The sequence below is a fragment of the Streptomyces sp. NBC_01591 genome (assembly GCF_035918155.1).
Classification (GTDB): Bacteria; Actinomycetota; Actinomycetes; order Streptomycetales; family Streptomycetaceae; genus Streptomyces.
On sequence record NZ_CP109327.1, the window covers coordinates 7,457,936 to 7,481,505 of the forward strand.

General features: G+C 68.7%; 24 protein-coding genes and 4 pseudogenes. 17 read left to right on the forward strand and 11 right to left on the reverse strand.

The window, feature by feature from the left end; genetic code table 11:
- Window positions 1-57 precede the first annotated feature (57 nt).
- From OG978_RS34535 to OG978_RS34570, 8 genes and pseudogenes are all read left to right on the forward strand, one after another.
- Window positions 58-780 carry a CIS tube protein gene (locus OG978_RS34535; RefSeq protein ID WP_326768985.1) on the forward strand — a complete coding sequence of 241 codons (723 nt, stop codon included), beginning with the start codon at window positions 58-60 and terminating at the stop codon, window positions 778-780.
- Window positions 777-2,543, forward strand: a complete 1,767-nt coding sequence (locus tag OG978_RS34540) for a VgrG-related protein (protein WP_326768986.1) — start codon at window positions 777-779, stop codon at window positions 2,541-2,543. Before OG978_RS34535 ends, OG978_RS34540 begins: the two co-directional genes overlap by 4 nt.
- A gap of 60 nt (window positions 2,544-2,603) precedes the next feature.
- Window positions 2,604-2,921 (forward strand): PAAR domain-containing protein, encoded by a 318-nt coding sequence (locus tag OG978_RS34545; protein WP_326768987.1) that lies wholly within the window; start codon window positions 2,604-2,606, stop codon window positions 2,919-2,921.
- Window positions 2,918-3,343 carry a GPW/gp25 family protein gene (locus OG978_RS34550; RefSeq protein ID WP_114242526.1) on the forward strand — a complete coding sequence of 142 codons (426 nt, stop codon included), beginning with the start codon at window positions 2,918-2,920 and terminating at the stop codon, window positions 3,341-3,343. The genes OG978_RS34545 and OG978_RS34550 overlap by 4 nt, the downstream gene beginning before the upstream one ends.
- Window positions 3,343-5,307 (forward strand): putative baseplate assembly protein, encoded by a 1,965-nt coding sequence (locus OG978_RS34555; protein ID WP_326768988.1) that lies wholly within the window; start codon window positions 3,343-3,345, stop codon window positions 5,305-5,307. The genes OG978_RS34550 and OG978_RS34555 overlap by 1 nt, the downstream gene beginning before the upstream one ends.
- Window positions 5,304-5,867 (forward strand): phage tail protein I, encoded by a 564-nt coding sequence (locus OG978_RS34560; RefSeq protein WP_326768989.1) that lies wholly within the window; start codon window positions 5,304-5,306, stop codon window positions 5,865-5,867. Before OG978_RS34555 ends, OG978_RS34560 begins: the two co-directional genes overlap by 4 nt.
- Window positions 5,868-5,871: 4 nt before the next feature.
- Window positions 5,872-5,934, forward strand: a pseudogene (locus OG978_RS34565) (zinc ribbon domain-containing protein); the annotation flags it as partial.
- Between the two features lie 339 nt (window positions 5,935-6,273).
- Window positions 6,274-7,047 carry a zinc ribbon domain-containing protein gene (locus OG978_RS34570; protein WP_326770254.1) on the forward strand — a complete coding sequence of 258 codons (774 nt, stop codon included), beginning with the start codon at window positions 6,274-6,276 and terminating at the stop codon, window positions 7,045-7,047.
- 507 nt (window positions 7,048-7,554) lie between these two features.
- Here the strand turns inward: OG978_RS34570 and OG978_RS34575 are convergent.
- Window positions 7,555-7,977 (reverse strand): annotated as a pseudogene (locus OG978_RS34575) (hypothetical protein); the annotation flags it as partial.
- Between the two features lie 225 nt (window positions 7,978-8,202).
- Window positions 8,203-9,540 carry an aminotransferase-like domain-containing protein gene (locus OG978_RS34580; RefSeq protein ID WP_326768990.1) on the reverse strand — a complete coding sequence of 446 codons (1,338 nt, stop codon included), beginning with the start codon at window positions 9,538-9,540 and terminating at the stop codon, window positions 8,203-8,205.
- Window positions 9,541-9,628: 88 nt separating this feature from the next.
- On the opposite strand from OG978_RS34580, the gene OG978_RS34585 reads away from it, so the two are divergent.
- Window positions 9,629-10,252: a DJ-1/PfpI family protein gene (locus OG978_RS34585; RefSeq protein WP_326768991.1), complete on the forward strand. Its 624-nt coding sequence runs from the start codon at window positions 9,629-9,631 to the stop codon at window positions 10,250-10,252.
- A gap of 291 nt (window positions 10,253-10,543) precedes the next feature.
- Here OG978_RS34585 and OG978_RS34590 read toward each other — a convergent pair whose 3' ends face one another.
- Together OG978_RS34590 and OG978_RS34595 are read right to left on the reverse strand one after the other, a co-directional pair.
- Complete coding sequence (locus OG978_RS34590; protein ID WP_326768992.1) at window positions 10,544-10,822, reverse strand: hypothetical protein; 279 nt, start codon at window positions 10,820-10,822, stop codon at window positions 10,544-10,546.
- The gene (locus tag OG978_RS34595) at window positions 10,819-10,971 is read right to left on the reverse strand and encodes a hypothetical protein (RefSeq protein ID WP_326768993.1); all 153 of its coding nucleotides are present in this window, start codon (window positions 10,969-10,971) and stop codon (window positions 10,819-10,821) included. The genes OG978_RS34590 and OG978_RS34595 overlap by 4 nt, the downstream gene beginning before the upstream one ends.
- 157 nt (window positions 10,972-11,128) lie before the next feature.
- Here OG978_RS34595 and OG978_RS34600 point away from each other — a divergent pair, with 157 nt between their 5' ends.
- Window positions 11,129-12,127, forward strand: coding sequence for an ATP-binding cassette domain-containing protein (locus OG978_RS34600; protein WP_326768994.1), 999 nt, complete (start codon window positions 11,129-11,131; stop codon window positions 12,125-12,127).
- On the forward strand, window positions 12,124-12,909 hold the full coding sequence (locus OG978_RS34605) for an ABC transporter permease (RefSeq protein WP_326768995.1): 786 nt from the start codon (window positions 12,124-12,126) through the stop codon (window positions 12,907-12,909). Before OG978_RS34600 ends, OG978_RS34605 begins: the two co-directional genes overlap by 4 nt.
- Before the next feature lie 94 nt (window positions 12,910-13,003).
- Here the strand turns inward: OG978_RS34605 and OG978_RS34610 are convergent, their stop codons facing one another.
- Both OG978_RS34610 and OG978_RS48410 read right to left on the reverse strand, forming a co-directional pair.
- Window positions 13,004-13,747, reverse strand: coding sequence for a TetR/AcrR family transcriptional regulator (locus tag OG978_RS34610; protein WP_326768996.1), 744 nt, complete (start codon window positions 13,745-13,747; stop codon window positions 13,004-13,006).
- Between the two features lie 274 nt (window positions 13,748-14,021).
- Complete coding sequence (locus tag OG978_RS48410; RefSeq protein WP_442817874.1) at window positions 14,022-14,363, reverse strand: hypothetical protein; 342 nt, start codon at window positions 14,361-14,363, stop codon at window positions 14,022-14,024.
- On the opposite strand from OG978_RS48410, the pseudogene OG978_RS34615 reads away from it, so the two are divergent.
- A pseudogene (locus OG978_RS34615) lies at window positions 14,250-14,679 on the forward strand (transposase); the annotation flags it as partial. The gene OG978_RS48410 and the pseudogene OG978_RS34615 sit on opposite strands and share 114 nt — an antisense overlap.
- Before the next feature lie 64 nt (window positions 14,680-14,743).
- On the opposite strand, the gene OG978_RS34620 reads toward OG978_RS34615, so the two are convergent.
- The gene (locus OG978_RS34620) at window positions 14,744-15,313 is read right to left on the reverse strand and encodes a type 1 glutamine amidotransferase domain-containing protein (RefSeq protein ID WP_326768997.1); all 570 of its coding nucleotides are present in this window, start codon (window positions 15,311-15,313) and stop codon (window positions 14,744-14,746) included.
- 1,948 nt (window positions 15,314-17,261) lie between these two features.
- On the opposite strand from OG978_RS34620, the gene OG978_RS34625 reads away from it, so the two are divergent.
- The 4 genes from OG978_RS34625 (at window position 17,262) to OG978_RS34640 (ending at window position 19,788) form a co-directional block, all read left to right on the forward strand.
- Window positions 17,262-17,435 (forward strand): CsbD family protein, encoded by a 174-nt coding sequence (locus OG978_RS34625; RefSeq protein WP_326768998.1) that lies wholly within the window; start codon window positions 17,262-17,264, stop codon window positions 17,433-17,435.
- A 466-nt stretch (window positions 17,436-17,901) separates the two neighbouring features.
- Complete coding sequence (locus OG978_RS34630) at window positions 17,902-18,867, forward strand: LLM class F420-dependent oxidoreductase (RefSeq protein WP_326768999.1); 966 nt, start codon at window positions 17,902-17,904, stop codon at window positions 18,865-18,867.
- Window positions 18,868-18,884: 17 nt separating this feature from the next.
- Complete coding sequence (locus tag OG978_RS34635; RefSeq protein WP_326769000.1) at window positions 18,885-19,547, forward strand: HemK2/MTQ2 family protein methyltransferase; 663 nt, start codon at window positions 18,885-18,887, stop codon at window positions 19,545-19,547.
- Window positions 19,548-19,605: 58 nt separating this feature from the next.
- Window positions 19,606-19,788 carry a CDGSH iron-sulfur domain-containing protein gene (locus OG978_RS34640; RefSeq protein ID WP_442817788.1) on the forward strand — a complete coding sequence of 61 codons (183 nt, stop codon included), beginning with the start codon at window positions 19,606-19,608 and terminating at the stop codon, window positions 19,786-19,788.
- Here the strand turns inward: OG978_RS34640 and OG978_RS34645 are convergent.
- On the reverse strand, window positions 19,768-20,745 hold the full coding sequence (locus OG978_RS34645; protein WP_326769002.1) for an iron-containing redox enzyme family protein: 978 nt from the start codon (window positions 20,743-20,745) through the stop codon (window positions 19,768-19,770). The two genes, OG978_RS34640 and OG978_RS34645, sit on opposite strands and share 21 nt — an antisense overlap.
- Window positions 20,742-21,158: a VOC family protein gene (locus tag OG978_RS34650; protein WP_326769003.1), complete on the reverse strand. Its 417-nt coding sequence runs from the start codon at window positions 21,156-21,158 to the stop codon at window positions 20,742-20,744. The genes OG978_RS34645 and OG978_RS34650 overlap by 4 nt, the downstream gene beginning before the upstream one ends.
- A gap of 810 nt (window positions 21,159-21,968) precedes the next feature.
- Here OG978_RS34650 and OG978_RS34655 point away from each other — a divergent pair.
- Window positions 21,969-22,910, forward strand: coding sequence for a Rieske (2Fe-2S) protein (locus OG978_RS34655; RefSeq protein ID WP_326769004.1), 942 nt, complete (start codon window positions 21,969-21,971; stop codon window positions 22,908-22,910).
- Between the two features lie 14 nt (window positions 22,911-22,924).
- On the opposite strand, the pseudogene OG978_RS34660 reads toward OG978_RS34655, so the two are convergent.
- Window positions 22,925-23,044 (reverse strand): annotated as a pseudogene (locus OG978_RS34660) (plasmid stabilization protein); the annotation flags it as partial.
- A gap of 332 nt (window positions 23,045-23,376) precedes the next feature.
- Complete coding sequence (locus tag OG978_RS34665; RefSeq protein ID WP_326769005.1) at window positions 23,377-23,550, reverse strand: CsbD family protein; 174 nt, start codon at window positions 23,548-23,550, stop codon at window positions 23,377-23,379.
- Between the last annotated feature and the right edge of the window lie 20 nt (window positions 23,551-23,570).

The following is a 23,570-nucleotide window of genomic DNA, read 5'->3' on the forward strand; positions in this document are numbered from 1 at the left end:
ACCGTCACATTCCTTAGCAGGTACAGGTAGCAGAGAAGATCGGGAAGGAGGAGCGCAATGTCACCCGCTGTCCGTACGAGCCGTGCTCGCGCCCAGCTGACCATCATGGAACCGCCGTCGACCGTCGGTGCCAAACCGGGCGGGAACCTCGCCCGGCTCACGTTGCAGTTCAACCCCGCGAAGCTGTCGCTGAGCAAGAGCACCGAGTGGCGGCGTACGCCGTCCCGGATGGCCGGGCAGTCCGCGCTGCCCGAATTCGTGGGCAGCGGGCCCCGGTCGTTGTCCCTGGAGGTCTTCCTGGACTCCACCGCCACCCATGACAACTCGGTGGAGAAGGCGGTGGAACAGCTCATGCTGGCCTGTGTGCCCACCCCGAGCAGCCTGGCCCGTAAGACACCCGCCAGCCCCTGGGTCCGCTTCGACTGGGGCACGTCGAGGACGACCTCGTTCGACGGCGTGATGTCCAACCTCTCCGTCTCGTACACCCTGTTCGATGTCGATGGGAAGCCGTTGCGCGCCACCTGCTCGCTGTCGATCGAGGAGGCGAGCGTGGATCCGGCCGGCCAGAACCCCACCTCGGGCTCGCGGGAGGCACGTCGCACGCACCGGGTGGTCGCCGGAGACAGCCTGCCGCTCCTCGCCTGGCGGGAGTACGGCGATGCCACCGCGTGGCGCACGATCGCGGAGGCCAACGACGTGGACGACCCGATGCAGTTGATCCCCGGCAGGGAGCTCGTCGTGCCCGGACTGGAAGATCACGCTCCGGAGGGCCACCGATGACCGCCCCCGGCCGCTCCTTCGCCGCGGATCCGATCGTCGAGGCCCCCGGTGAGCTGCCACCGGCCTGGGTGGCCCAGCTCGTGAGCTGCGTGGTGGACGAGAACGTCGGCCTGCCGGACACCGCCGTACTGACGTACCGGGACCCCGATCACAAGCTGCTCACCGCCACCGGACTCACCATCGGCACCCCGCTGAAGATCTCCGTGGTCACCGTGCAGGAGCGGGTGCGCGAGCGGCTTTTCACCGGTGAGGTGACAGCGGTCGAGCTGGACAGCGACACCACCGGTTCGTTCACCGTGGTGCGCGCCTTCTCCAAGGCCCACCGGCTCCAGCGCGGACGGAAGGTGGTGGCGTTCCGCAACATGAAGACCGCGGACATCGTCCGCAAGGTCGCCGCGGGCGCCGGACTGTCGTGCGGGAAGATCGAGGCCGCGCCGATCACGTACAAGCAGCTGACCCAGCCCAATGTCTCGGACTGGGAGTTCCTTCAGTACCTCGCGGGGGAGAGCGGTGCGCACGTACGGGTGGACGACAAGGGCCTGTTGCAGTTCGTGAAGCCGAAGCCCGCCGCCTCCGCCCCCTCGCCCGCCACCTCCGCCACCCGCCACCCGATGGTCCTGGAGTACGGGCGCAACCTGCTGGCCCTGCGGGCCGTGCTGACCGGTGCGGACGGGGCGGACAGCGTGGAGGTGCGCGGCTGGAACGTCGACACCAAGACCCGGCTGGTGGCCCGCGAGCAGTCCATCCGCAGCGACACGGTGACCCCCGGGATGAGCCCGTCGCTGGCGGCCGGGGCGTTCGGCCCGAAGGCCCGGATAACGGTCACCGACACCCCGTACCGGACCCAGGCCGAGGCCAGGGCCGTGGCCGGTTCGGTGGCCGCCTCGGTGAGTTCCGGATTCGGCGAGATCGAGGCGGTCGCCGAGGGCAATCCCCGGCTGCGGGCGGGCGAGCCGGTGGCCCTCGGCAACGTCGGGCCCGCGTTCGCCGGGCGTTACACGGCGACCGCCGCGCACCACGTACTCGAACCGAACGGCGGCTACCGCACGACCGTGATGGTGAGCGCGGCCCCCGACCGCTCGCTGGCGGGACTGACCAGCGGCTCCAACGCGCCCTCGCGCGGCCCGCGCATGCCGGGTCTCGCGATCGGTGTGGTCACCGACATCCGCGAGGGCAAGACCGAACGGGGCTGGGTCCGGCTGAAGTTCCCCTGGCTCGACGACACCTATGTGACCGACTGGGTCCGTACGGTGCAGTGGGGCGGCCAGGGCGGCGGTGGGGTGTTCAGCCCCGAGGTCAACGACGAGGTGCTGGTCGGGTTCGAACAGGGGCTGCTGGACAGCCCGTATGTGCTCGGCGGTCTCTACAACGGGGTCGACAAGCCGTCGCCGCACGACGTCCCGCTGGTCGATCCGACCAGCGGAAAGGTCAACCGCCGTTCCCTGGTGTCCCGTTCGGGCAACCGGCTGGAGCTCCTGGACGCTCCGCGCGGACCCTCCGGCGTACGGATCGCCACCGGCGACAAGCGGCTCGACGTCAGGCTGGACGAACGGCGGGGCGAGATCGCGCTGACGGTGTACGCCCGCGGCGGCACCCGGGCACTGAGCTCCGTGACGCTCTCCGCGTCGGGCATCACCCTCGACGCGGGTACGGGCGACGTGAACATCAAGGGCAGCTCGGTGACCGTCAACGGCAAGACAGGGGTCACGATCGACGGCGGACTGCTCGCCGTGCTCAAGGCCAAGCTCATCAGGATCAACTGACGCCCCCGCCACCCGACCGATGCCCCAGAAGTCCCTTTCCCAGCAAGGAGAACCCCGACCATGCCCCCCGCAGCCCGCACGGGCGACAGCACCGCCCACGGCGGCCTCATCGGCACCCCGCCCCCGGGTGCGGTGGCCGTCGCCACCGTGCTGATCGGCGGCCGGCCCGCGGCCGTCACCGGGAGCCTGCACGTGTGCGTCGTCCCTCCGCACGCCGCGCTCGGGCCGGGGAACGTGATCATGCCCAATCCGGCCGGCGCGGTCACCGGTCAGGTCCTGATCGGCGGGCTGCCCGCCGCCCGGATGCGGGACAACACCACCTGCGGCGCGCCCATCATCAGTGGTGCGCTGAACGTACTGATCGGGGGCCCGATGTGAGCGGCGGCGGATTCATCGGACGCGGCTGGGGCTTCCCGCTGCGGGTCGGTGCCACAGGCGGCATCGGCATGGTCGAGCGGGACCGGGAGATCGAGGAGGCGATCGGGCTGGTGCTCGGCACGGCGCCGGGCGAGCGGCCGATGCGCCCGGAGTTCGGCTGCGGTATTCACGACTATGTCTTCGCACCCGGTGACGGCGCCACCGCCGGGCGCATCGCGCACGAGGTCCGCACCTCGCTGGAGCGGTGGGAGCCGCGCATCGAGGTGACCGACGTGGTGATCGCGTTCGACGCCATCGAGGAGGGCACCTTGTACATCGACGTGCACTACACCGTGCGGGCCACGAACGACCTGCGCAACCTCGTCTTCCCCTTCTACACCATCCCGTCCTCCGAGGGCTCCGAAGAATCGGGAGTGCGCTGATGGCCCTGCCCGCACCCAACCTGGACGACCGGCGCTTCCAGCAACTCGTGGACGAGGCCAAGCGGTACGTCCAGCAGCGCTCTCCCGAGTGGACCGACCACAACGTGTCGGACCCCGGGGTCACACTCATCGAGACGTTCGCGTACATGGTCGACCAGCTGCTGTACCGGCTGAACCGGGTACCGGACAAGAACTACTCGGCCTTCCTCGACCTGCTGGGCGTCACGCTGTTCCCGCCGTCGGTGGCGCGGGCGGAGGTCGACTTCTGGCTGTCCGCGCCACAGCCGGAGACCGTGCGGCTCCCGGCGGGCACGGAGGTCGCCACCTCGCGCGGCGAGGCCGAGGAGGCAGTGGTGTTCTCCACCTCCGACGAACTGCCGATCGTGCCGAGTTCACTGGTCCGGCTGGTCACCGCGCCGGAGTCGGGCGACCAGACCGACCGCACCGCACCGCTCGGCGCGGGCAAGGACATCCCGTGCTTCCAGCCCCGGCCGGAGCCCGGTGACGCCCTGCTGTTCGGGCTGCCCACAGCCGTGCCCCGGTGCATCATCGCCGTACGCCTGGACAGCCGGGTGGAGGGCGTGGGCGTCGACCCGCGGCAGCCGCCGCTGGTGTGGGAGGCGTGGGACGGTGCCCGCTGGGTCACCTGCCAGACCGGCAGCGACAGCACCGGCGGGCTGAACAGGCCCGGTGAGGTGATCGTGTTCGTCCCCGCCGGACACACCGCGTCGGTGACCGCGGGGACCCGGGCGGGATGGCTGCGCTGCCGGGTCACCGCGCCAGAGCCGGGCCAGCCGTTCTACTCCGAGTCGCCGACGATCCGGGAGGCCGAGGTGTTCACCGTCGGCGGCACCGCCGGCGTCGAACACGCGGAGACCGTACTCGACGTTCCGCTCGGCATCTCCGAAGGCGTCGCCGGGCAGAGGTTCTCCGTGAGCAGGGCGCCGCTGCTGCTGGACGGGGAGCCGCCGGTCGTCCAGGTGTCCTCCGCGGAGGGCTGGCAGGTCTGGACCGCCGTGGAGCACTTCGGCGCCTCCTCCCCGCACGACCGGCATGTGCGGATCGACGCCGTCTCCGGCGAGTTCGCGTTCCCGCCGGAGGTACGCGAGCCGGACGGGACGATGCGCGCCTACGGCGCGGTGCCCGAGAAGGGCGCACAGCTGCGGGTCCCCCGCTACCGTACGGGCGGCGGCGCGGCCGGGAACGTCGCCCGGGGCGCCATCTGCGTGCTGCGCAGCTCGGTGCCATACGTGGCGGGCGTCGACAACCGCGAGGCGGCCCGGGGCGGGGTCGACGGCGAGACCGTGGAGAACGCGAAGGTCCGGGCGCCCAACATCCTCCGGGTGCAGGAACGGGCGGTCACGGCCGGGGACTACGAGGCCGTCGCCCGCGAGGCCGCACCTTCCCTGCGCCGGGTCCGGTGCCTGCCGGCCGTCGCGGGCGAGGCCGGTGCGGTACGGGTCCTGGTGGTGCCCGACGCGGTCGCCGACGAGGGGGGCCAACTGCGCTTCGAGCAGCTGATCCCGTCGGACTCCGTGCTCTCGACGGTCGCGGCGCGGCTCGACGAACGACGCCTGGTCGGCACCCGGCTGGTGGTGGAACCGCCCGCGTACCAGGGCGTCACCGTGGTCGCCAGGCTGGTGACGGCCGGTGGCGGTGACGTGGACCGGGTCCGTGCGGACGCGGTCGCGGCGCTGTTCCGCCACATCGACCCGCTGCGGGGCGGCGCGGAGGGGACCGGCTGGCCGTTCGGCAGGCCGGTGCAGTACGGCGAGATCTTCGCCGTGCTCCAGGGCGTGCCGGGGGTGGGCCTGGTGGAGGGGGTGCGGCTGTTCCCCGCGGACCCGATCACCGGCCGGCGCGGGGCGGCGGTGGAGCGGATCGATGTCGCCCCGGGCGCCCTGGTCTTCTCGCACCAGCACCAGGTCGAGGTCATCGCGAGCGAGGCCGGTGACGGCTCATGACCAGGGCCGCGGTACCCGGGCTCGCCAGCCGCTACCCGATCGGCGGGCTGCTCCCCGCGCTGTACGCGGACGACGACCTGGCCCAGCGGTTCACGGCGGGCCTCGACACCGTACTGGCGCCCGTCCTGTCCACCCTGGACAACCTCCCCGCCTACTTCGACCCGGCGCTGGCCCCGGCCGACTTCCTGCCCTGGCTGTCGTCCTGGGTGGCGGCCGATGTCGATCCGGCGTGGCCCGAGGGGCTGCGGCGGGCCGTCGTCGCCCGCGCCGTCGAGCTGCACCGGTGGCGCGGCACCCGCCGCGGCCTGATCGACCACCTCCGGCTCTGCTTCGGCGTGCACGCCGACATCCAGGACGGCGGCGGCGCCGCGTGGTCGTCCGTACCGAACGCGGAGCTGCCTCCGCCGCCGACCGGCGAACTGCTGGTGCGCGTCTGGGCGTTGCACGGCGGACCGGTGGACGCGAGCCGCGTCCTGGACGTCGTCGCCGCCTCGTGCCCCGTACACCTCACGTGCCGGGTGGAGATCCTGCCGGGCCCGCCAGACGAGACAGGAGGCTGACGCGATGCGCTCGTGTCCGGCGTGCGGTACGGCCAACCGCGAGGACGACGAATTCTGCGGGAACTGCGGTTCCTATCTGGGCTGGTCCTCCCGGGCGCCGCGGAACCCTCCCGCCACCGCGGAACCCGTCGGCCCCGCGGAACCGGCGGACCCGCCGGCCGAGCCCGCGACCGGTACCGTCCCGGAGACCGGGGCTCCCTCGGCCGGGGCCCCACCCGCCCCGCGCCCCGAGCCGCCGACCGAACCGGCGCGGTCGCGTGCGCCGGAGCTTGCCGCGCCGCCGCCCGCAGAGCCCGCACCGGCACCGGAGCCGCCCCCGCGACCGGCGCAACCCGCCCCCGTACGGCCGGAAGCACCGGCTCAGCCTGCCCCGGTGAGGCCGGAACCACCGGAACCGGAGGCGCCCGTGGGCGCGGTGCAGCCGGCCAGGCCGATCGCGCGGCGGCCCGTCGTGAGGCCCGTGACGGCGGACGAGGAGCCGGACGGGCCTCCGTGCCCGGCATGCGGCACCCCGAACCTGCCGGGACGCCGGTTCTGCCGCCGCTGCGCGGCACCGTTGCAGACCCGGGAGCAGCCGGCGCCGCTGCCGTGGTGGCGCACGGTGTGGCCGTTCCGCCGCCGGGTGAGGAGCGGATCGGGCCGGGCGCTGCGGCGGACCGTGCTGGTGCTGGCGGTCGTCGGGCTGCTGTTCGCGGGCTTCCTGCTCCTGCCCGCCGGGCGATACGTCTTCGAGGACGTACGGGACAAGCTCGGCGGAACGGCCGAGATCAGCCCGACCGAGGTCACCGCGAGCGCCCACGCTCCCGGCCATCCGGCGTCCGACGCCATCGACGGACTGACCGACAAGTACTGGGGAGCGCCCACGCTCGGCGCGTCACTGACATGTGGCTTCGACAAGCCGTTCCGGCTGGTCGGCATCGTGGTGCACACCGGTGTGTCGAAGGAGCCCGAGGAATTCCGGCAGGGGGCCAGGCCCACCCGGGCCGACCTGATCGTCACCTCGGCGGACGGAGAGGTCCACGAGAAGGCGGTGACGCTCACCGACAAACCGGGCAAGCAGACGGTACGGACCGGCATCAGCGATGTCGTCTCCGTCCGGCTGGTGCTGAGGGCCGCCGCCGGCCAGGGCGAGGGGCGGCCGATCGCGGTCGGGGAGGTCGAGTTCTTCAAACGCACCTGAGGCCGGACCCGACCGCGCGGGAGTTCTGGTTGGGTGCCTCGGACCCGCTGGTCGATGCGGGCCTCGAAGTCGGCCGTGGAGACGAGTACTTGGTGCGGTGTGGCGAGGTTCATCAGCCGCCCGTAGCTGTCCGCGCCTTCGCTGGGCCGGATCGCGATCTCGGCGACCACCCCGAAATCGGGCGAGGCGAACGATGGTCCGCGGCGCATATCCCGCGAGCAGCGACGGCTTCCCTGTGCGCAGATTCACCGCCCCTGGCGCTGTTGCCTCGGCGCGGCGGCCACGCTGCGGGTTCGTCGCCGTACACATCCACCCGGCGAGCACGGCCACTTCGGCCTCCGTCGCGCGCTCCCACTCAACGTCCAGCAGCCACAGCATCCTTCTCTGCACCAAGTCAAGTCAGGCGGTCGCGGCTGCCGTCAACGAATCAGGTGGAACGCGCGAGGCGTCGACGTTTCCCGGCTCTTCGAACTTGTACGCGGCAGCCGGAAGCTGTCTGAGGTGGGATTACAGGTTTTCGAGCCAGCGATGTCCTGGGTGCGCGCGGGCGAGGAGCTCGGCCAGTGTCGTGCGCTGAGATGAAGTCATGCGCTGGATGGTTGCGTCGAAGTCTGCCTGATCCTTGGGGCGTGCGTGCTTGGCCTTGAACAGCAGGACCAGTTCAGGCGCCAGGTATGGGATGCCGTCTGGGGTGTGGTGGATGATCTCGCTGTAGGGAAGCCGGATCGTCTCGTCGTGTCGGCAGATCCAGGTCTTGCCGTCGTGGGGTTCGCGGAACACATCGAGTAGGTAGTTACCGGTGGCTGGATCGCGTAGCCAGGTCTGGTGTGTGGCGGCCAGCACGTCTGGTGTGGCGTTCTCCCAGATCTGGCCGCTGCTGACCGCGTCGAAGGCGTATCCGGGGAAGCGGTTGCGAACCTCGGGCTGCTCGTGGGTTGGAGCGAGGGCATCGGCCTGGCCCTGACCTTCGTCCGCACCAAAAGAGCGGCACCGCGGTGTACGGCTCGTGAACGTCTCGAGCGGTCACCAGTCTGAGAACCGTGATTTCCCCATCAGTCTCGGGTCGCATGCCTACCGGTTTTCCCCTGGCTTCCAGCGCCGACGATCTTTCGCACGCTGACGCTGGTGGGCAGGAATCGGCTGATCGAGGGGAGTTCAAGCGTAGGCGTCCTCGACGGCTACTCGTCGCACTGTACGCAGTGTCGACTGGAGACTGTCCAGATCGGTCGAGCCTAGAGCGAGGCGGATCGCTTGCGGTGTGTGCATCGAGGTGGTGAACGGCTCGGCCGTGGATACCGAGATGTGCTGACGCGCGAGGGTGGCGGTCAGGCGGTCGGCGCGTGCGTCGTCGGGCAGCGGCAGCCATGTGAAGTAGGACGAGGGGTGGCTGATGAGGGGTAGGCCAGCCAGCTCTTGTCTGGCGAGCGCTTGGCGGGTCCTGGCGTCGTCTCGTTTCAGCGCTTCCAGGTGGTCCACCGTGCCGTCCTCGAGCCAGCGGCAGACGATCGCCGTGGTGAGGGCCGGGGTGTTCCAGGTGGTCGCCCGAATCGCGCGTTCGAGCGAGGGCACCGCAGAGGGCGGGGCAACGACGAAACCGACCCGGAGACCGGTGGCGACGCTCTTGGACAGTCCCGAGACGTAGACGGTGATGTCCGGCGCGATTGCAGCCAGGGGCGGTGGCGAGTCCTCCACCAGGTAAGCGTAGGAGGCGTCTTCGATGAGGAGCGGACCGTACTGTCGAGCGATCTCAATGAGGCGGGTTCGGTCAGGTGGCGGCATGACCCAGCCCAGAGGGTTGTGCAAGGTGGGCATGGTGTAGATCGCGCGCACAGGGCGCGTTGCGCACAGCTTCTCGAGGGCATCGAGATTCGGCCCGTCGGCGGTTACGGGTATGGGTTCCAGGTCGAGATGAAAGGCATGCGCGAGCACCTTGAAACCCGGGTAGGTGAGTGCGTCGACCGCGACGACGTCGCCGACGTTGAGCGCGGCCATGACAGTGATGGCCAGGCCGTGCTGCGCACCGTTGGCGATGAGGATCCGATCCGCGTCAGTGGTGATTCCTCGACGCCTCAGGTGCCGCGCGATCGAGGCTCTGTCCTGGGGACGCCCTCGATGTGGCTGGTAGCGCAGCAGCGAGTCGAGATCACCAGAGGTGGCCACCTCTCGCAGTGCCTGCCGGAGGAGATCGGCTTGCCCAGGCAGCGACGGATAGTTGAAGTTGAGGTCGACCACATCCGTGGCGACGACCTGTTGATCGATGCCGTGACCGGCGGGAACCGCGATGTCACGCACGAACGTACCGCGGCCCTGTTCCCGGCTCACCAGGCCCATCGATTCCAGCTCGGCGTACACCCGGGTCGCGGTCACCACGGCGATGCCCTCACGAGCGGCGAGCCCGCGGTGTGTCGGCAGCCGCACGCCCGCGGCGAGCCGCCCGGTCCGGATGTCGCATGCGAACGCGTCGACCAGCGTTTTGTACCGCGAAGCTGCCATGCACCGGATTGTACGCATGACAATTTTTCGACTGTCCTGTTCGTGGGTCTTTACGGTCAAGACCCACCTACCGGGAAGGACAGCCGCCGTGCACATCGCCATCCTCACCTTCGAGGGCTACAACGAGCTCGACTCTCTGATCGCGCTCGGTGTGCTCAACCGCATCAAGACCGACGACTGGCGCGTCACCATCGCCACCCCAAGCCCCAAGGTGACGTCGATGAACGGAGTGGTCATCGAGCAGATGTCCACTCTTGAGGAGGCGTGCACCGCTGACGCCGTCATCGTCGGCAGTGGCATCGCCACCCGCGAGGTCGTCGAAGACCCGGCGATCATGAGCGTCCTGCGTCGCCTGGACCCCTCGCGCCAACTCATCGCGGCACAGTGCTCCGGCGCGCTCGTGCTGGCCAAGCTCGGCCTGCTCAACGACATCCCCGCTTGCACCGACTTGATCACCAAGCCCTGGGTCGTCGCCGCTGGCGTCGAGGTACTCAACCAGCCCTTCTACGCCAAGGACAACATTGCGACCGCCGGCGGCTGCCTGGCCTCGCACTACCTCGCCGCCTGGATCATCGCCCGCCTCGAGGACAATGACGCCGCCGAAAGCGCGCTGCACTATGTCGCCCCGGTCGGCGAGAAGGAGGAATACATCGAGCGCGCCCGGCACAACATCACCCCCTACTTGCCCGCTGCCACACCGGCGCTCGCCTGAACGACGAGTCGCAGACAGTGACCGGCCAGGAAGCCGCCCCCGGCAGCCGGGCCGGTCCGCTCGCGGCCCGAACCCCTCGGGCGTCATTACCTTCGACCGGAAGTCTCTGCCCTACAACTGGCCCAGTGATTGAGCCTTTTTCAGCGTGGCCACTGATCGGGTGACGGTGTCGGTGCGCGCAACGCACGAGGCTCCCGGGCCGTTGAGTGAGGTGTTCGAAGTCTCAACTCGCTCACGTCTTCCATCAACACCACGCTCCTGAAGAGACCAAGCGATATGCCTGGTTCACGATCAAGACATGGTGCAGTTAACAGGTCGGAACCACCGCGGCAGGCCGTACCCATAGCTTCGGCACGTCAGCGGACTGCTGTCGCCCAGCGCCAGCTCTCGCAGATAGGCGCTGACCGGCTCGTTTTCCCGCCCCAGTGGATCCACCACTGCGTACGGCGGATGCGCCCGTCCGGTCTGTACGACCTCCCCGACGCGCGGGATAGCCCGCTGCTCCTCCATCAGTTCCTGCCGAAGGTTCATCTCCCACTCCTTGATCGCGACGAACATCGCCGTGATCAACGAGCTGAAGATGGTGCAGATAACTGTGCGTCCGCGAGGCCGTCGGAGATCGCATCCCACTGCTGCAGTGCCCGTTCGGCGCCGGCGATCGTCATCGCACTGAAGCCGAGGCGTATCTGATACAGCGCGTCGTGGTAGCGGGTCAGCACCCGGTGGTTGACAGCGGCAGAGGCACGGGCGCATCGGCGGGGACGGTGATGGCGTGCGGTGCCCGCTGCGCGACAACCAGTTGCGTACAACGTACTCGCTTACGTACAGTAATACCGCGTACGAGGTACTCACTTAACTTGGCGAAGTGGAGGAGACGTGGACTCACCCATCGTTTCGGCCCAGGGCCTGCGGAAGCGCTTCGGTGACTTCGAAGCGCTGGCCGGCCTCGACCTGGCCGTGCCGCCCGGAACCGTCTACGGATTGCTCGGGCCGAACGGCGCGGGCAAGAGCACCATCGTCCGGATTCTCAGCACGCTGACCCGCCCCACAGCCGGCCGGGCAACCGTCGCCGGCTTCGACGTGACCGAACATCCCGGCAAGGTCCGCGAAGCCATTGGGCTCGCCGGGCAGCACGCCGCCGTCGACGAGAAGCTGACGGGCCGTGAGAACCTGCGGGTCTTCGGCAAACTGGCCCGACTGGGCCGGCGTGGCGCCCGGCGGCGCGCCGACGAGCTGCTGGAGCGGTTCGAGCTCACCGAGGCCGCCGACCGGCAGGTCAGCACGTACTCCGGCGGCATGCGGCGGCGCATCGACCTGATCGCCAGCCTGCTGCGCGCGCCGTCCGTGCTCTTCCTGGACGAGCCCACCACCGGTCTCGACCCGCGCAGCCGCCTGGAGATCTGGGCCATCGTGCGCGAGCTGGTCGCGGACGGCGCGACCGTGCTGCTCACCACCCAGTACCTCGAGGAGGCCGACCAACTCGCCTCGGCCGTGGCCGTGATCGACCGCGGGCAGGTGATCGCCGAAGGCACCCCGGCACAGCTCAAGACCCGGACCGGCAGTCACATCGATGTCGAGGTGGGCAGCGAGGACGACCTCGCGGAGGCCATCGCCGTCCTCGAGCGGATGACCGGAGGGCAGCCGCGGGCCGAGGACCTGCGCATCGTCACGGGCGTACACGGCAGGGCACCGTCGGTGCCGCAGATCGTGCGCGAACTCGACGCGGCGGGGGTGGCCATTCAGGACGTCGGAGTCCGCAGGCCCAGCCTCGATGACGTATTCCTCACTCTCACCGGCCGCCCCGCGGCGGAGTCCGCGGAGAAGCAGGGCGACGAACAGCGCGAGCAGCGGAAGAAGCAGGAGGCGGCAGCATGATCGTCCTGGCGGACAGTCTCACCCTGGTCGAGCGCAAGCTTCTCCAACTGCGGCACCAGCCCGGCACCCTCGTCGCGATGCTGGTGGTGCCCGTGGTCATGGTCGTCCTCTTCGGCTTTGTCTTCGGCAGCGCGATCCAGGTGCCGGGCGGCGGCAACTACCGCGAGTACCTCATGCCCGGCCTGTTCGTGATGACGGGGATGTTCGCGCTGTCCTCGGCGATGGTGGACGTCGCCGCCGACCAGAGCCGCGGGGTGGCCGATCGGCTGCGCTCGATGCCCACCTCCCGCATGGCGGTGCCTTTCGGCCAGACCGGCGCGGACGCCGTCACGGGACTGTTCGGACTGGTCATTCTGCTGGCCTGCGGGCTGGCCTTCGGCTGGCGCGTGCACGACGGCCTCGGCCGCGCCCTGGCCGCGATCGGTGTCCTGCTCCTCTTCCGGTACACCATGTCCTGGGTCGGTACGTACCTGGGGCTGCTCATGCCGTCGGAGCAGACGGCCGACTCGCTGTCGCCCCTCACCCTGCCCCTCAGCATGCTGTCCAACGCGTTCGTGCCGACGGACGGCATGCCGGCCTGGCTGCGGGCGATCTGCGAGTGGAATCCGATCAGCGCCGCGGTCGCCGCGTCCCGGAAGCTGTTCGGCAATCCCGGGGTGCCCGCCGCGGACGGGTCCTGGCCGCTCACCCACCCGCTGACCGCGACCCTGCTGTGGGCCGCGGTGCTCCTGGCGGTCTTCGTCCCGCTTTCGGTACGACGCTTCGCCCACGCCGGACTGTGAACCCGCGGCCCTCCCGGCCGTCGACCACGGCACGGTGTCGCCGAAGAGGAGCTCCCGTCGTTCGCGCGCAGCGCGGGCGCGGCGGCGTCCGGTCTCAGCGGCGCTCCGGCGGCTCGTTCCCCGGGGCGCCGGACAGGGCCGGGAAACGGGCCTCGACACCGTCCAGCAACATGGCCAGGCCGGTCTCGAACTGCTCGTCGCGGCCGCCGTGCCGCGCCTCGCGGACCACCCGCTCCAGGTACGGAAAATGGCCGGTGGCCAGCAGCTCGGTCACATACGGCCCCATCCGCTCCTGCCAGGCCGTGCGTTCCGACCCGGAACGGGAGTCCGCTTCCCGTTCCGCCGTCTCGGCCTGGTTGGCACCGGTGACCCAGTGCCGGATCAGGTTCACGACGTGGATCATGTCGTCGATGCTCAGTCCGCGGCCGTCGAGGAGGGCGAGGTCGCGCTCGTTGGCGCGGAGCATGTTGGGGCCCATGATCGGCCTGCCGGCCATGGCGTGCGCAAGCCAGGGGTGCCGGCGCAGCGTCTCCCGGTACCGGCGGGCGAACGTGGTCAGATCCGCACGGGCGTCCCCGGTCGGCTCCTGCGGTTCAAAGCCGAGGGCCTGGTCGATCGCCACGGCGTACAGGTCTTCCTTGTTCGGCAGGTACCGGTAGAGCGTCATCGCGCCGGTACCCAGTTCCTTGGCGATGCGCCGCATCGTCACCGCCTCGATGCCCTCGCCGTCCGCCAGCGCGATCGCCACCTCGGCGATGCGCTCACGGCTGTACGTCGGAGCTGGTCCGCGCGCCCCTCTTTCCCGCCGCAACCAGATGATCGGATTCGGATCGCTCATGCGCCGATGGTAATCGCGTACAGCGTCCTCGATTACAACCCGTCTTCCGGATCCCAGGAGGTCGCGAGTGGCATCCATCGCCGGAAGGCCGCTGCGTGAGACCGCGACCATAGGGTGTCCGTGCCCGCGCCGGCCTCGCCGGCGATCCGCCGCTCACGCCCGCTGCCCCTCCATCAGTTCCTGAGGGCAGGGGGGTGCATGACGGTGACCTGTCGATCGGAGTGAAGGGGGTGGGCGTGTACCGAATGCTGGGACCCGGCCGTGGTCCCGGGGGTTACTGGTTCTGTTCGAGTATGGACTCGAGGAATGCCTTCGCGGCGTTGGCGTAGCGCATCGCGGCGCGCTCGCTGATGCCGAAGACGGCGACCAGGTGGAGGGCGTCTGGTCCGCGGGTGAGGGCTTCTTCGAGCTGGCGGTCCATCCGGATCTGGTTGAGCGTCACGCCGGTCTCGCGGAACTGATCGCCGAGCCAGTGCAGACCGGCGGGCTTGTCGCTTTTGGCAAGTCGGGCGAGAAGAGCCGCCTGATCGACCGGCCCCGATTCCACCTGCCGTTCAAAGGAGCCCGCAAAAGTTTTGCCTGAACCGACTACCGCGACCTGCTGGTCCGCGCGCACATCCGGCTCGGCGGCCCGATCGTGGTGGTCTGGGACAACCTCAACTCATCGCACGGCCGACATGAAGAGGTACGCGGCCGAACACGACTGGCTCACCGTCTTCCAGCTGCCCTCGTATGCTGCGGACCTCAACCCCGTCGAGGGCGTCTGGTCACTTCTTCGGCGCGGCCCGACGGCGAACACCGCCTTCGAGGACCCAGACCACCTCACCCGAACGCTCCGCCGAGGCCTCAGACACATCCAACTCCAGCACCAACTCATCGACGGATGCCTGGCCGGGGCTGGACAGACACTCACAACACCGACCCCACCCTGAAAACCTCCTCAGTAGCTACGGAGTGCTGTGCCGTGGCGGAAGCCACGTAATGGACCGGTCGCTTTCAGTAAGAGTTTACGGCGAGCGCCGCATCGATCTCGTGGAGGAACGGCTCCAGATCACCTGGACTGCGCGAGGTGATGAGGGTCCAGCCGCGGGAGTCATCCTTGATGACCGGCTCGTCGGCCCATTCACCACCGGCATTGCCGAGGTCTGTCCTCAACGAGGGGTAGGAGGTGAGCCTCTTGCCGTCGATGACACCCGCCTCGACCAGGGCCCAGGGACCGTGGCAGATGGCCGCTATGGGGCGCCCGGACGATGCGAAGGAGCGGACGATCTCCGTCGTCGAACCCTGCTGGCGCAGCGCATCGGAGTTCAATGTGCCGCCCGGCACGAGCAGTAGGTCGTAATCGGCCGGGTCAACGTCGCTCAAAGTAAGTTCGGGGCGGATGGTTTTTCCGGGAGCCTTGTCGCCGACCAGGGTCTGAATGTCGTCCGCCGACACGGCAGCGACGTCCACATCGGCGCCCCAGCCCCGTAGGTGTTCGAGGGGCACCAGGAGTTCGTCCTGCTCGACGCCGTAGTTCGTGACGATTGCTAGCACCTTCCGTATACTCACGTCGTTATCAGACATTCCCAGGTCCTTTCGGGTTGGAACGGTCCCCGGGTTGCTGTCGCGGGTTCCCCGAATTTTTTGCGCCTGTGCGACCTCGCCAGGCCTACCGGCCCGCGGGGACCAATTGGGAGCTGCGCCAGGCCGGAGCCCACCGCCGCGGCAATGATCACGGAGTTGCGTGGAGACCTGACACCGAAGACCGCGCCGTGCGGGGCCTTGCGGTGATCAACTGCTACGGCCCGGCCGATGGTTCCGTCACCGTGCCGGGAGGCTGTCTCCGCTGCTATGTCGGCATTCGGTGCGGGGAAGCAGACCCCGCGACCGAGGCGAAGGCGGACCGGACCCACCGCGATGGTGCCGGTGCGTTCCACGATGCGGGCCGTGGCTTCGTCGGTGTTTGTGACACAGAAGTAGGGCGTCCAGTCCAGGGCCACCTGCAACCCGATTACGGCGCCGTAGAGGTCCTCGGGGGCTCGGGGGTCCGGCGTGGCGAGGTTCGCCCAGCAAGGGGCACCGACAGTGCAGCTGGCCAGTTCCGTGACCTCTGCCGGTGGTCTGTTTGGCCGGGGCGAGCTGGGCGTGGAAACCATGGCGTTGCCTTCGAGGTGGACACGACCTTTTTGCCAGCATGCATGTTCAGCGCCTTCGGCGGCGAGCGTACAGCGGGCGGCCGAAGCGGGAAGCCACTGGGTTCTTCCTCCGCCCACGCGCTGAGCAGGCATAAGAGGCTTCGGAGAGAACGCTGCCCGTACCACGTACCGAGGCCGGGCACGGCCGACACTCCCACTCCGACGCCGCTCCCGCCTCGAGCTTCGAGAGCAACCGGGGAGACGGATCGCTCCGCAGGACGGCACGGTCAGCACCAGTCAGGGAGACAGCATTCAGGTCGACCACGCGCTGCTACGGTCGTCGCTGTCCTCTACGACGCGGTGGTGCTGTCCGATGGGGGGCGTTCACCGACGATCCGGTCCGGAGGTTCGTCCGCGACGCGTGCGGCGCGACAAGCCCATTGTTGGTCACCGGTGGAGGCGTCGGCCGCCCTGGGCGATCTCCTGCCCGCTGGGGTCACCGACCCGAATGCGGGGTGGGAGGCGAACCCGCCGCTCGGTACGGAGTGGTGACCGCGACCAACGGTGACGACACTGCCAGTAACGCGTTCGCCGTAGCGGTTGCCGACGGCAGCTTGATGAGTGGCCACAGCCACGCGCGCCGGGCGAACTTCGGGGCACGGTGGAAGCATGGCGGGGGGAGGGCGCGTTCGACGCCTGTCACGAAGACCGACGGATGCAGTCGTTGATGCGCAGCTCCTTCAAAGTGACGCAATACCGCGGCGCCCTGCTCTCGCTGCCGCACTGGGACATCCCCGCCACCGCGCAGGACGAAGGGGCGAGCACCCAGGGGCATCACCGGTGTTCCTCGCCACGGTGCATCCCCCGGCCGCGCTGCGGGCGAGGGATGCACCGTGGCCATGTGAGGGCCTCACGTCCGATTTGCAGATAGCACAATTCCTTTGTGCGGTCTCTGTCCCCGTGTGGGATGCCGACTGCGGCGCAGGATCGTGCCCCCGTTGCCAAGGACCATTTCCGAGGCGACCTCACTCAACTTGCGGTTGGTCGGCTGTGAGGGTGCGAAGCAGCGATGCGAGAGAGGACGAGAGTAATGACCACAGAACCTTCCCCCGAGGGTCCCGGGCCAGTCCCCAGTCGGCCGGATCCGGTGCCACGCGACCCGCAGCCGCCGTCCGAACCAGGTCCCAGCGAACCTGAGCCCCAGCCAAACCCGGAGCCGCCCCCGGCGCCGGTTCCCGGTTCCCGCCCGGTCCCCGAGCCGCCCGACTGACCGGAGAGTACGGCTCCCGCGGCCCCTCTTTCCGGTTACTCGTGAGCGCGACACCTCACCGATTGCGGCCTCAAGGTGATCGACGCAAGGTGGATACGTCACCCCCACAGTGAAGGACAGGATCGTCATGGGTAAGGCAAAGGCGAAGGCCAAGCAGGTCAAGGGCAAGCTGAAGGAAACCGTCGGCGATGCCATGGACGACAAGGACATGCAGGCAGAGGGTCGTGGCGAGCAATTGGCAGGCAAGGCCCAGGAGGACGCGGCAAAGGCGGCTGAGCGGCTGAAGAAGTCCGGACAGTAGGACCTGCATCGTGGGCCGCGCACCCGGGGCGATCGCATCCGGGTTTCACGGCCGCCGGGGCGCGGCTTGGTGCTGGCCGCGCGGCCAGCACCAAGCGTCCGGCTTTCGTTCGGTGAAAGCTTGCTGACGTTCGGCGGTCCCCGGCGATTGCAACGCTGGGGCGCCGAGGCTGATTGCCCCACCCTGTGTTCCTCATGTCTCCCATTGAGGAAAGCGCCGCCGTATCGACTCGGGGTTACGAGTGGTGTCGCCGACCTCACGCGCGTGGGCCGCCACCCAGCCTGAGGAGCCGCGATGCGGGTGGACCCGATCGGTGATGCCAGCTGCCGATGTGATGTCGCGGGGACGGCGGAAATCAGTCTCGTGAGTCCTCGGGCCCGAGGCGAGCGGACTCGTCACATGACCCGGGTGCCCCGGAGTCGGACAGTTTCGTGTTCGGAGCGGAAGGCTCGGCAAGGAGTGTTCCATGGTGCTGGTCGGATACACGACGATGACCGAGCAGGCCGGTCCGCGTGAGCTTGTTGAGCATGTGGTGGGCGCCGAGCGCGCCGGATTCGACTTCTCCGTCACTTCGGACCACTTCTTTCCGCGGCTGGACTCCCAGGGGCATGCCCCCTACGCATGGAGCGTGCTCGGCGCGGCCGCACAGGCCACGTCGCGGATCCCGTTGATGACGTACGTGACGTGCCCGACCGTGCGATACCACCCTGCGGTGGTTGCTCAGAAGGCTGCGACGATGCAGCTGCTCTCCCAGGGGCGGTTCCGGCTCGGTCTGGGCTCCGGCGAGAACCTGAACGAGCATGTGGTAGGCGCGGGCTGGCCCGCCGCCCACGTTCGCATGGAGATGCTGGAAGAGGCCGTGGAAATCATTCGCGCGCTCTTCGGCGGCCTTGACGTGAGCCATCACGGCACACATTTCGACGTGGAGAACGCCAAGCTCTGGGACCTGCCCGACGAGCTGCCTGCGATCGGGATCGCGGTATCGGGGGAGCAGTCGTGCGAGATCGCCGGCCGGCTCGCCGATCTCGTCATTGCCACCGAGCCCAAGAGTGACCTGCTGGACGCTTTCGACCGGCACGGCGGTACGGGCAAGCCGCGGGTCGGCCAGCTGCCCATCTGCTACGACACCGACCGGGGTGCGGCGGTCGCACGGGCGCACGATCAGTTCCGCTGGTCGGTCGGCACTTGGAAGGTCAACGCAGAGCTGCCCGGGCCGGCCGGATTCGTCGGAGCCTCCCAGTTCGTGCGCCCGGACGACATCGCGGATTCCATCCCGTGCGGTGACGACGTCGGCACCTTCGTCGAGGCAGTGCGTCCCTACGCCGAGGCGGGCTTCACGGAGATCGCCCTGGTTCAAGTCGGTGGTGACCGTCAGCAGCCCTTCCTCGACTGGGCGGAGAAGGCCCTGCTGCCCGCCCTACGTGATCTCTGAGAGCCGGTGTTGCGACATTGAAGCTCCTCCAGCCTCCAGGTGTCTACGCGCCACAGGAAGACACAGCCATGTTGATATCCGCTCTGCGGCGCGAACGTCTGTCCCCCGGAGCGGAGGTGCTCGACGTGGGTACCGGTACCGGCGCGGTGGCGATCGCCGCCGCCCGCCACGGCGCTGCCCACGTCATCGCCATCGACACGTCGGCCGCGGCGGTGCTCACGACACGACTGAACGCACTGCTGTCCGGGTACGCGCGGGCTGTCCGGGCCAGCCGCGGTGACCTGACGGAGCCCGTGACCGGCCTGAGATTCGACCTGGTGCTGGCGAACCCGCCGTACGTACCATCCGCGAACGTCCGATTGCCTCGTCGCAGCACTGCTCGCGCCTGGGAAGCGGGGATCGACGGCCGGGTGGTGATCGACCGACTCTGTGCCGAGGTCCCCGCTCTGCTGCGCCCTGGGGGTGTGCTGCTGGCGGTCCACTCCGCGCTGAGCGGCCCAGTGATGACCGTAGCGCGGCTGGCTGAAGCCGGACTGGACGTCACCGTGATTGACCGCCGGTTCGTCCCCTTCGGGCCTGTCCTGCGTGAACGGGCCGACTGGCTGGAGATGCAGGGCCTGATTGAGCCCGGCCAGGAGAAAGAGGAACTGGTGGTGATCCGTGCAGCACAGCCATCCTGAACCGGAGACCACACCTCGGGCAGCTGCACGGCGCGTCATGCAGGAGCCGGGCGGACCCATGCTCGTGGAAGGGCCCGTCGAAGTGGTCCAGGAGGACGGCACCATTGCTCGCTCGAACCGTCCTGTTGTTGCACTGTGTACCTGCCGACGGAGCCGCATCTTGCCTTGGTGCGACACCAGCCACCGCGGCCGTAAGAAGCCGAAAGCCCCATTGCCGGCCTCAGAGCGGCACACGGAGTGAGGACTCGCCGTGCCGCCAGGCGCCGAGCAACTGCTCCCCGAGCCGGTCTTCCACCCATCCGGTGGCCGCGATGCCGAAGGCGACGTCCGATGCCAGATCCGGCTCCTCCTGGAGCAGACCGGCGACGACCTCATGCCGCATGAGTTGCTCATGCACGGCGTCGGCCTCCACATGCTCCGCATAGAAATGGACCGCTGCAGGCCCGGCACCGGCTCGCTCCAATGCCTCAGCTAGGCGCCTGGACCCTGGTGATGAGGTGATCTCCACTGAGGCGAAGTGACCGACCAACGCACCACGGTGTGAGCGGTGGAGTCCGAAGAGCGACATGAGGTTGACGGTCGCGAGCATCTGCCGCGATCCGGCGTCGAGGTAGCGCCCATACGAGGGGTCCAGGTGGAGGTCCGCCATCAGATCGGCGAACAGCTTCGAGTGGACCTGTTCCGCGCGTCCTGCTCCGAATTCGTCGTACTCCACTGTGGCCATTCCAGCCTTGGCCCGGCCCGTCAGGCGTGGAATCACCCACAGGTGCGGATCGGCCTCCTTGAGGTGGTAAAGCGAGCGGTGGGCGGCGTACTCGCGCAGATGCCACAGCTCGCCCTCGTCCCGCAGAAAGTACGAGACGCCTTCGGCGTCCACCGGTTCCAGAACGGCTTCCTCCAGCGCGCTGCCGACATCGTCGGCCACCGGCACGTCAGCGCGCAGAGCGGCCAGGAACCCGCGCTCCAGCGCGGCACGCACCCTGAGCAGTTCCGGATCCCACTCCCAGGCGCCGTCCACCCCGTCGAAGCCGCGGTAATGCAACTCGTAGCAGAGGTACAGGGCGAGCTGGAGGTCGTCGCTGTACGGGTCGGCCCCCGCTACCAGGGACGTGTCCGGCAGCCTGCGCCGACCCGGTTTCCGGCCGAGCGCTCCGATCAGGGCGGCAGACACCTCACCTCGGGGCTCCGGCAGCTTCATGGTGCTTCCTCTCCTCGGCCCGTCGGCTCGTTCCGTGGGGGCACCACGAAGGAGAAGGAATGCCTGGTGGGGTCGGCGTAAAAGCTTACGCCGCGCAGCCCACCGCTGGCCTTGGCATCCACCGGCATCTCCCCGAGGCTCACCGCCTCTCGTTCCGCTTCGTCCAAATCACCGTGCGCGACGGGTATCCGAAAATGCGCCTGCTGGGCGTCGTCTGGCCGCGGCCAGTTGGGAGGGGCGTAGCCGTGGTACCGACGGATCGCCAGGTGCACGCCGTTGTGGCCGACGAGTTCCACAAAGCCAGGATCGCTCACCACCTGGATTTCCGCACCGAGCAGTGACGCGTAGAACTTCCCCAGGGCTTCGGGCTCCGCGTAGTCCAGAACGAGGACGCTTGTCTTTGTAACAGTCATGTTGTTTCGGGTACCCGCCGACGCTCAGAACACACGGGCGACGGCCAGCGCTTGCAGGGACGGGATTTAGTCGTCGAGATCCACATGGCTTTATCGAGCAGTAACGGTTCACGTTCAACCTCCGTGACCCGCGCACGCTGAGTGACAATTGATGCTCCGGCGAGCCACTGGGAATTCACCCGAAAACGAGGACGACCCCAGTGTGTCCGACAATTCGGCGCCGTGGAAGAGACGGCGTTCGGGACGGAAGAGATGTTGTTCCCGTCGATCTCGGAGGTGGCGGTGCAGTCGCTGGACGTGAACAACGAGGCGATGCGCATTGATGTCGGCAGCACGGCCACCGGGGGCGGTGTCCGGGCTGCGGGAGCCAGTCGAGCCGGATGCACAGCTCCTACCTGCGTTTCCCGCAGATGTACTCAGTGCGGACTGACGGGTTGTCCTCTGCCTGCGGCTCCGTGGGTTCCTCTATCTGGGCGCTTCGTGTGAACGGCGGGACTTGCGTTGATCAGTTGCCGGGGCCCAGCACGGCGGCTACCTGCGCGTTCTCGACCCCGCGGCCCCAGAGCACAGTGCCCAGGCGCCCTCCTCCTCGTTCTCCGCGTCGCCCTCGCACTCACCCATCCTCCCCTCGTCGTCGTGGGCCTTGTTGTGAGGACGACGAAGAGCAAGGAGACGAAGAAGAGGAGTGAGTGGAGACACCGGCAGGCCCCACAGGCATGACAACGTCCTGCCCGAGACGCCTGCAGCCACCAGAGTGGAGCGGAGCTGACGCTTGTTTGGAATTCGGCCGCACATGGCAAACCGCTCATCATGCGGCTTTCAGCGAAGTATACGAAATTCGCGGTTCTCGCTCCGAGTAGCGGCACAGTGAAAGTGGCGGCCGCCCGCACCGAGGACCTCTTTCTGAGGTCCCTCGACGCGCTGGGTCGCCTGGAGAAGCTTGATGTGGTGATCAGCCCCGTGCGGCGGATGGTGCGCGGCGTGCCTCTGGGGCGCTACCGCGATGTGCTGCATGGTCTGCCGATCGGCCATCCCCTGCACCCCGCGCTCGTGCAGGTTCCGATGGGCGCGTGGTTTTCCGCCGCAGTGCTGGACGTCATGCCCGGCACCCGGCGCAGTGCCCGCATCTTGGTGGGTGTGGGCGTGCTGGGGGCCGCGCCGGCCGCGTTGGCTGGCTGGGTGGACTGGGCTGAGCAGCACGAGGACCAGATGCGTACCGGCCTGGTGCACGCGGCGTCGATCGCCGCGGCCATCGGGCTCTACGCGGGATCCTGGGTGCATCGCGGTCGTGGTCGTACGGCATTGGGCAAGGCGCTCGGCTTCGCGGGACTGTGTATGGCTGGCACCGGCGGGATGCTCGGTGGCCACCTCGCCTATCGCCAAGCCGCAGGCGCCAACAAGGCGGCAGCGGTCCGTCGTCTGTTGGAAGAGGGTTGGCATCCGGTCGGCAGAGTGGAGGACTTCCCAGTCGGCGAGGCCGTGCGGCGGGAGTTGGGCGAGGTGCCTTTGCTGGTGTTCCGTCAGCCGGGCGGCCGCATTCATGTCCTTGCGGAGCGGTGCAGCCACCTGTCAGGGCCCCTGTCGGACGGGAAGATCGCCGACGGCTGCGTGGAATGCCCCTGGCACGGCAGTCTCTTCCGACTGTCGGACGGCGCGAACGTACGTGGGCCGGCCACCGCACCGCAGCCGTCCTTCCAGGTGAGCGTGGACAGCGACGGCACCGTCCACGTGCAGCTGCCCGGCGTTGGCTGAACCGCGATGATGTATCAGCGGCCCAGGGCATTCCGAAGCTGCTGCTTGTTCATGGAGAAGCGACCGGCGATGTTGCGATTCTTCGCCTCCTCATAAAGCTGATCTTTCGTCGGCCCTTGCGATCTGCTGGTGGAGTGTCGCCACCACGTTGTGACTCCTTGACCTGGGCAGATGTCGTCGACGTCGAACAGCGGACAGCTGCGACGCAGTGCGGTCGTCCTGCCACACATCACACTCCACTTCAGCCCCGAGCAGCTGCACTGCGCCAAATCGGAGCGCGAGCCGGATCGGTCCGCCTGAGGGAGCGAACGGCTCCTTCGTGGGTGTCACCCCGTACCCCCGCACTTCGGAGGACTGCCCGTTCCCAAGCGCAGGCCAACGAGCACCTCGGTACGAACGTTGCCGGCCCCGTCGGTGCACGGAGTGCGGCGGCGGGGCCGTGACTGCTAGTGCCTGAGCGTGCCTTTCAGTGCCGGAACCTGTCCTTGCCCTTCTCCACGGCCTGCTTCAGTTTGCCCTTGGTCTTTTCGGCCCTTCCTTTGCTTTCCAGGCTTTCGTTACCAACGGCCTTCCCGAGCGTTTCCTTGGTTTTTCCTTCGGCGATCTCGCCGACGTTCTTGGTCTTCTTTCTGATGCCCATGTCGTGCTCCTTATGGGCCT

What these genes read in the sequence shown, in the direction of transcription:
- OG978_RS34535 (WP_326768985.1), top strand. Translation starts at nt 58, where the DNA reads ATGTCACCCGCTGTCCGTACGAGCCGTGCTCGCGCCCAGCTGACCATC.
- OG978_RS34540 (WP_326768986.1), top strand. Translation starts at nt 777, where the DNA reads ATGACCGCCCCCGGCCGCTCCTTCGCCGCGGATCCGATCGTCGAGGCC.
- OG978_RS34545 (WP_326768987.1), top strand. Translation starts at nt 2,604, where the DNA reads ATGCCCCCCGCAGCCCGCACGGGCGACAGCACCGCCCACGGCGGCCTC.
- OG978_RS34555 (WP_326768988.1), top strand. Translation starts at nt 3,343, where the DNA reads ATGGCCCTGCCCGCACCCAACCTGGACGACCGGCGCTTCCAGCAACTC.
- OG978_RS34560 (WP_326768989.1), top strand. Translation starts at nt 5,304, where the DNA reads ATGACCAGGGCCGCGGTACCCGGGCTCGCCAGCCGCTACCCGATCGGC.
- OG978_RS34580 (WP_326768990.1), bottom strand. Translation starts at nt 9,540, where the DNA reads ATGGCAGCTTCGCGGTACAAAACGCTGGTCGACGCGTTCGCATGCGAC.
- OG978_RS34605 (WP_326768995.1), top strand. Translation starts at nt 12,124, where the DNA reads ATGATCGTCCTGGCGGACAGTCTCACCCTGGTCGAGCGCAAGCTTCTC.
- OG978_RS34610 (WP_326768996.1), bottom strand. Translation starts at nt 13,747, where the DNA reads ATGAGCGATCCGAATCCGATCATCTGGTTGCGGCGGGAAAGAGGGGCG.
- OG978_RS34620 (WP_326768997.1), bottom strand. Translation starts at nt 15,313, where the DNA reads ATGTCTGATAACGACGTGAGTATACGGAAGGTGCTAGCAATCGTCACG.
- OG978_RS34625 (WP_326768998.1), top strand. Translation starts at nt 17,262, where the DNA reads ATGGGTAAGGCAAAGGCGAAGGCCAAGCAGGTCAAGGGCAAGCTGAAG.
- OG978_RS34630 (WP_326768999.1), top strand. Translation starts at nt 17,902, where the DNA reads ATGGTGCTGGTCGGATACACGACGATGACCGAGCAGGCCGGTCCGCGT.
- OG978_RS34640 (WP_442817788.1), top strand. Translation starts at nt 19,606, where the DNA reads ATGCTCGTGGAAGGGCCCGTCGAAGTGGTCCAGGAGGACGGCACCATT.
- OG978_RS34645 (WP_326769002.1), bottom strand. Translation starts at nt 20,745, where the DNA reads ATGAAGCTGCCGGAGCCCCGAGGTGAGGTGTCTGCCGCCCTGATCGGA.
- OG978_RS34650 (WP_326769003.1), bottom strand. Translation starts at nt 21,158, where the DNA reads ATGACTGTTACAAAGACAAGCGTCCTCGTTCTGGACTACGCGGAGCCC.
- OG978_RS34655 (WP_326769004.1), top strand. Translation starts at nt 21,969, where the DNA reads ATGCGGCTTTCAGCGAAGTATACGAAATTCGCGGTTCTCGCTCCGAGT.
- OG978_RS34665 (WP_326769005.1), bottom strand. Translation starts at nt 23,550, where the DNA reads ATGGGCATCAGAAAGAAGACCAAGAACGTCGGCGAGATCGCCGAAGGA.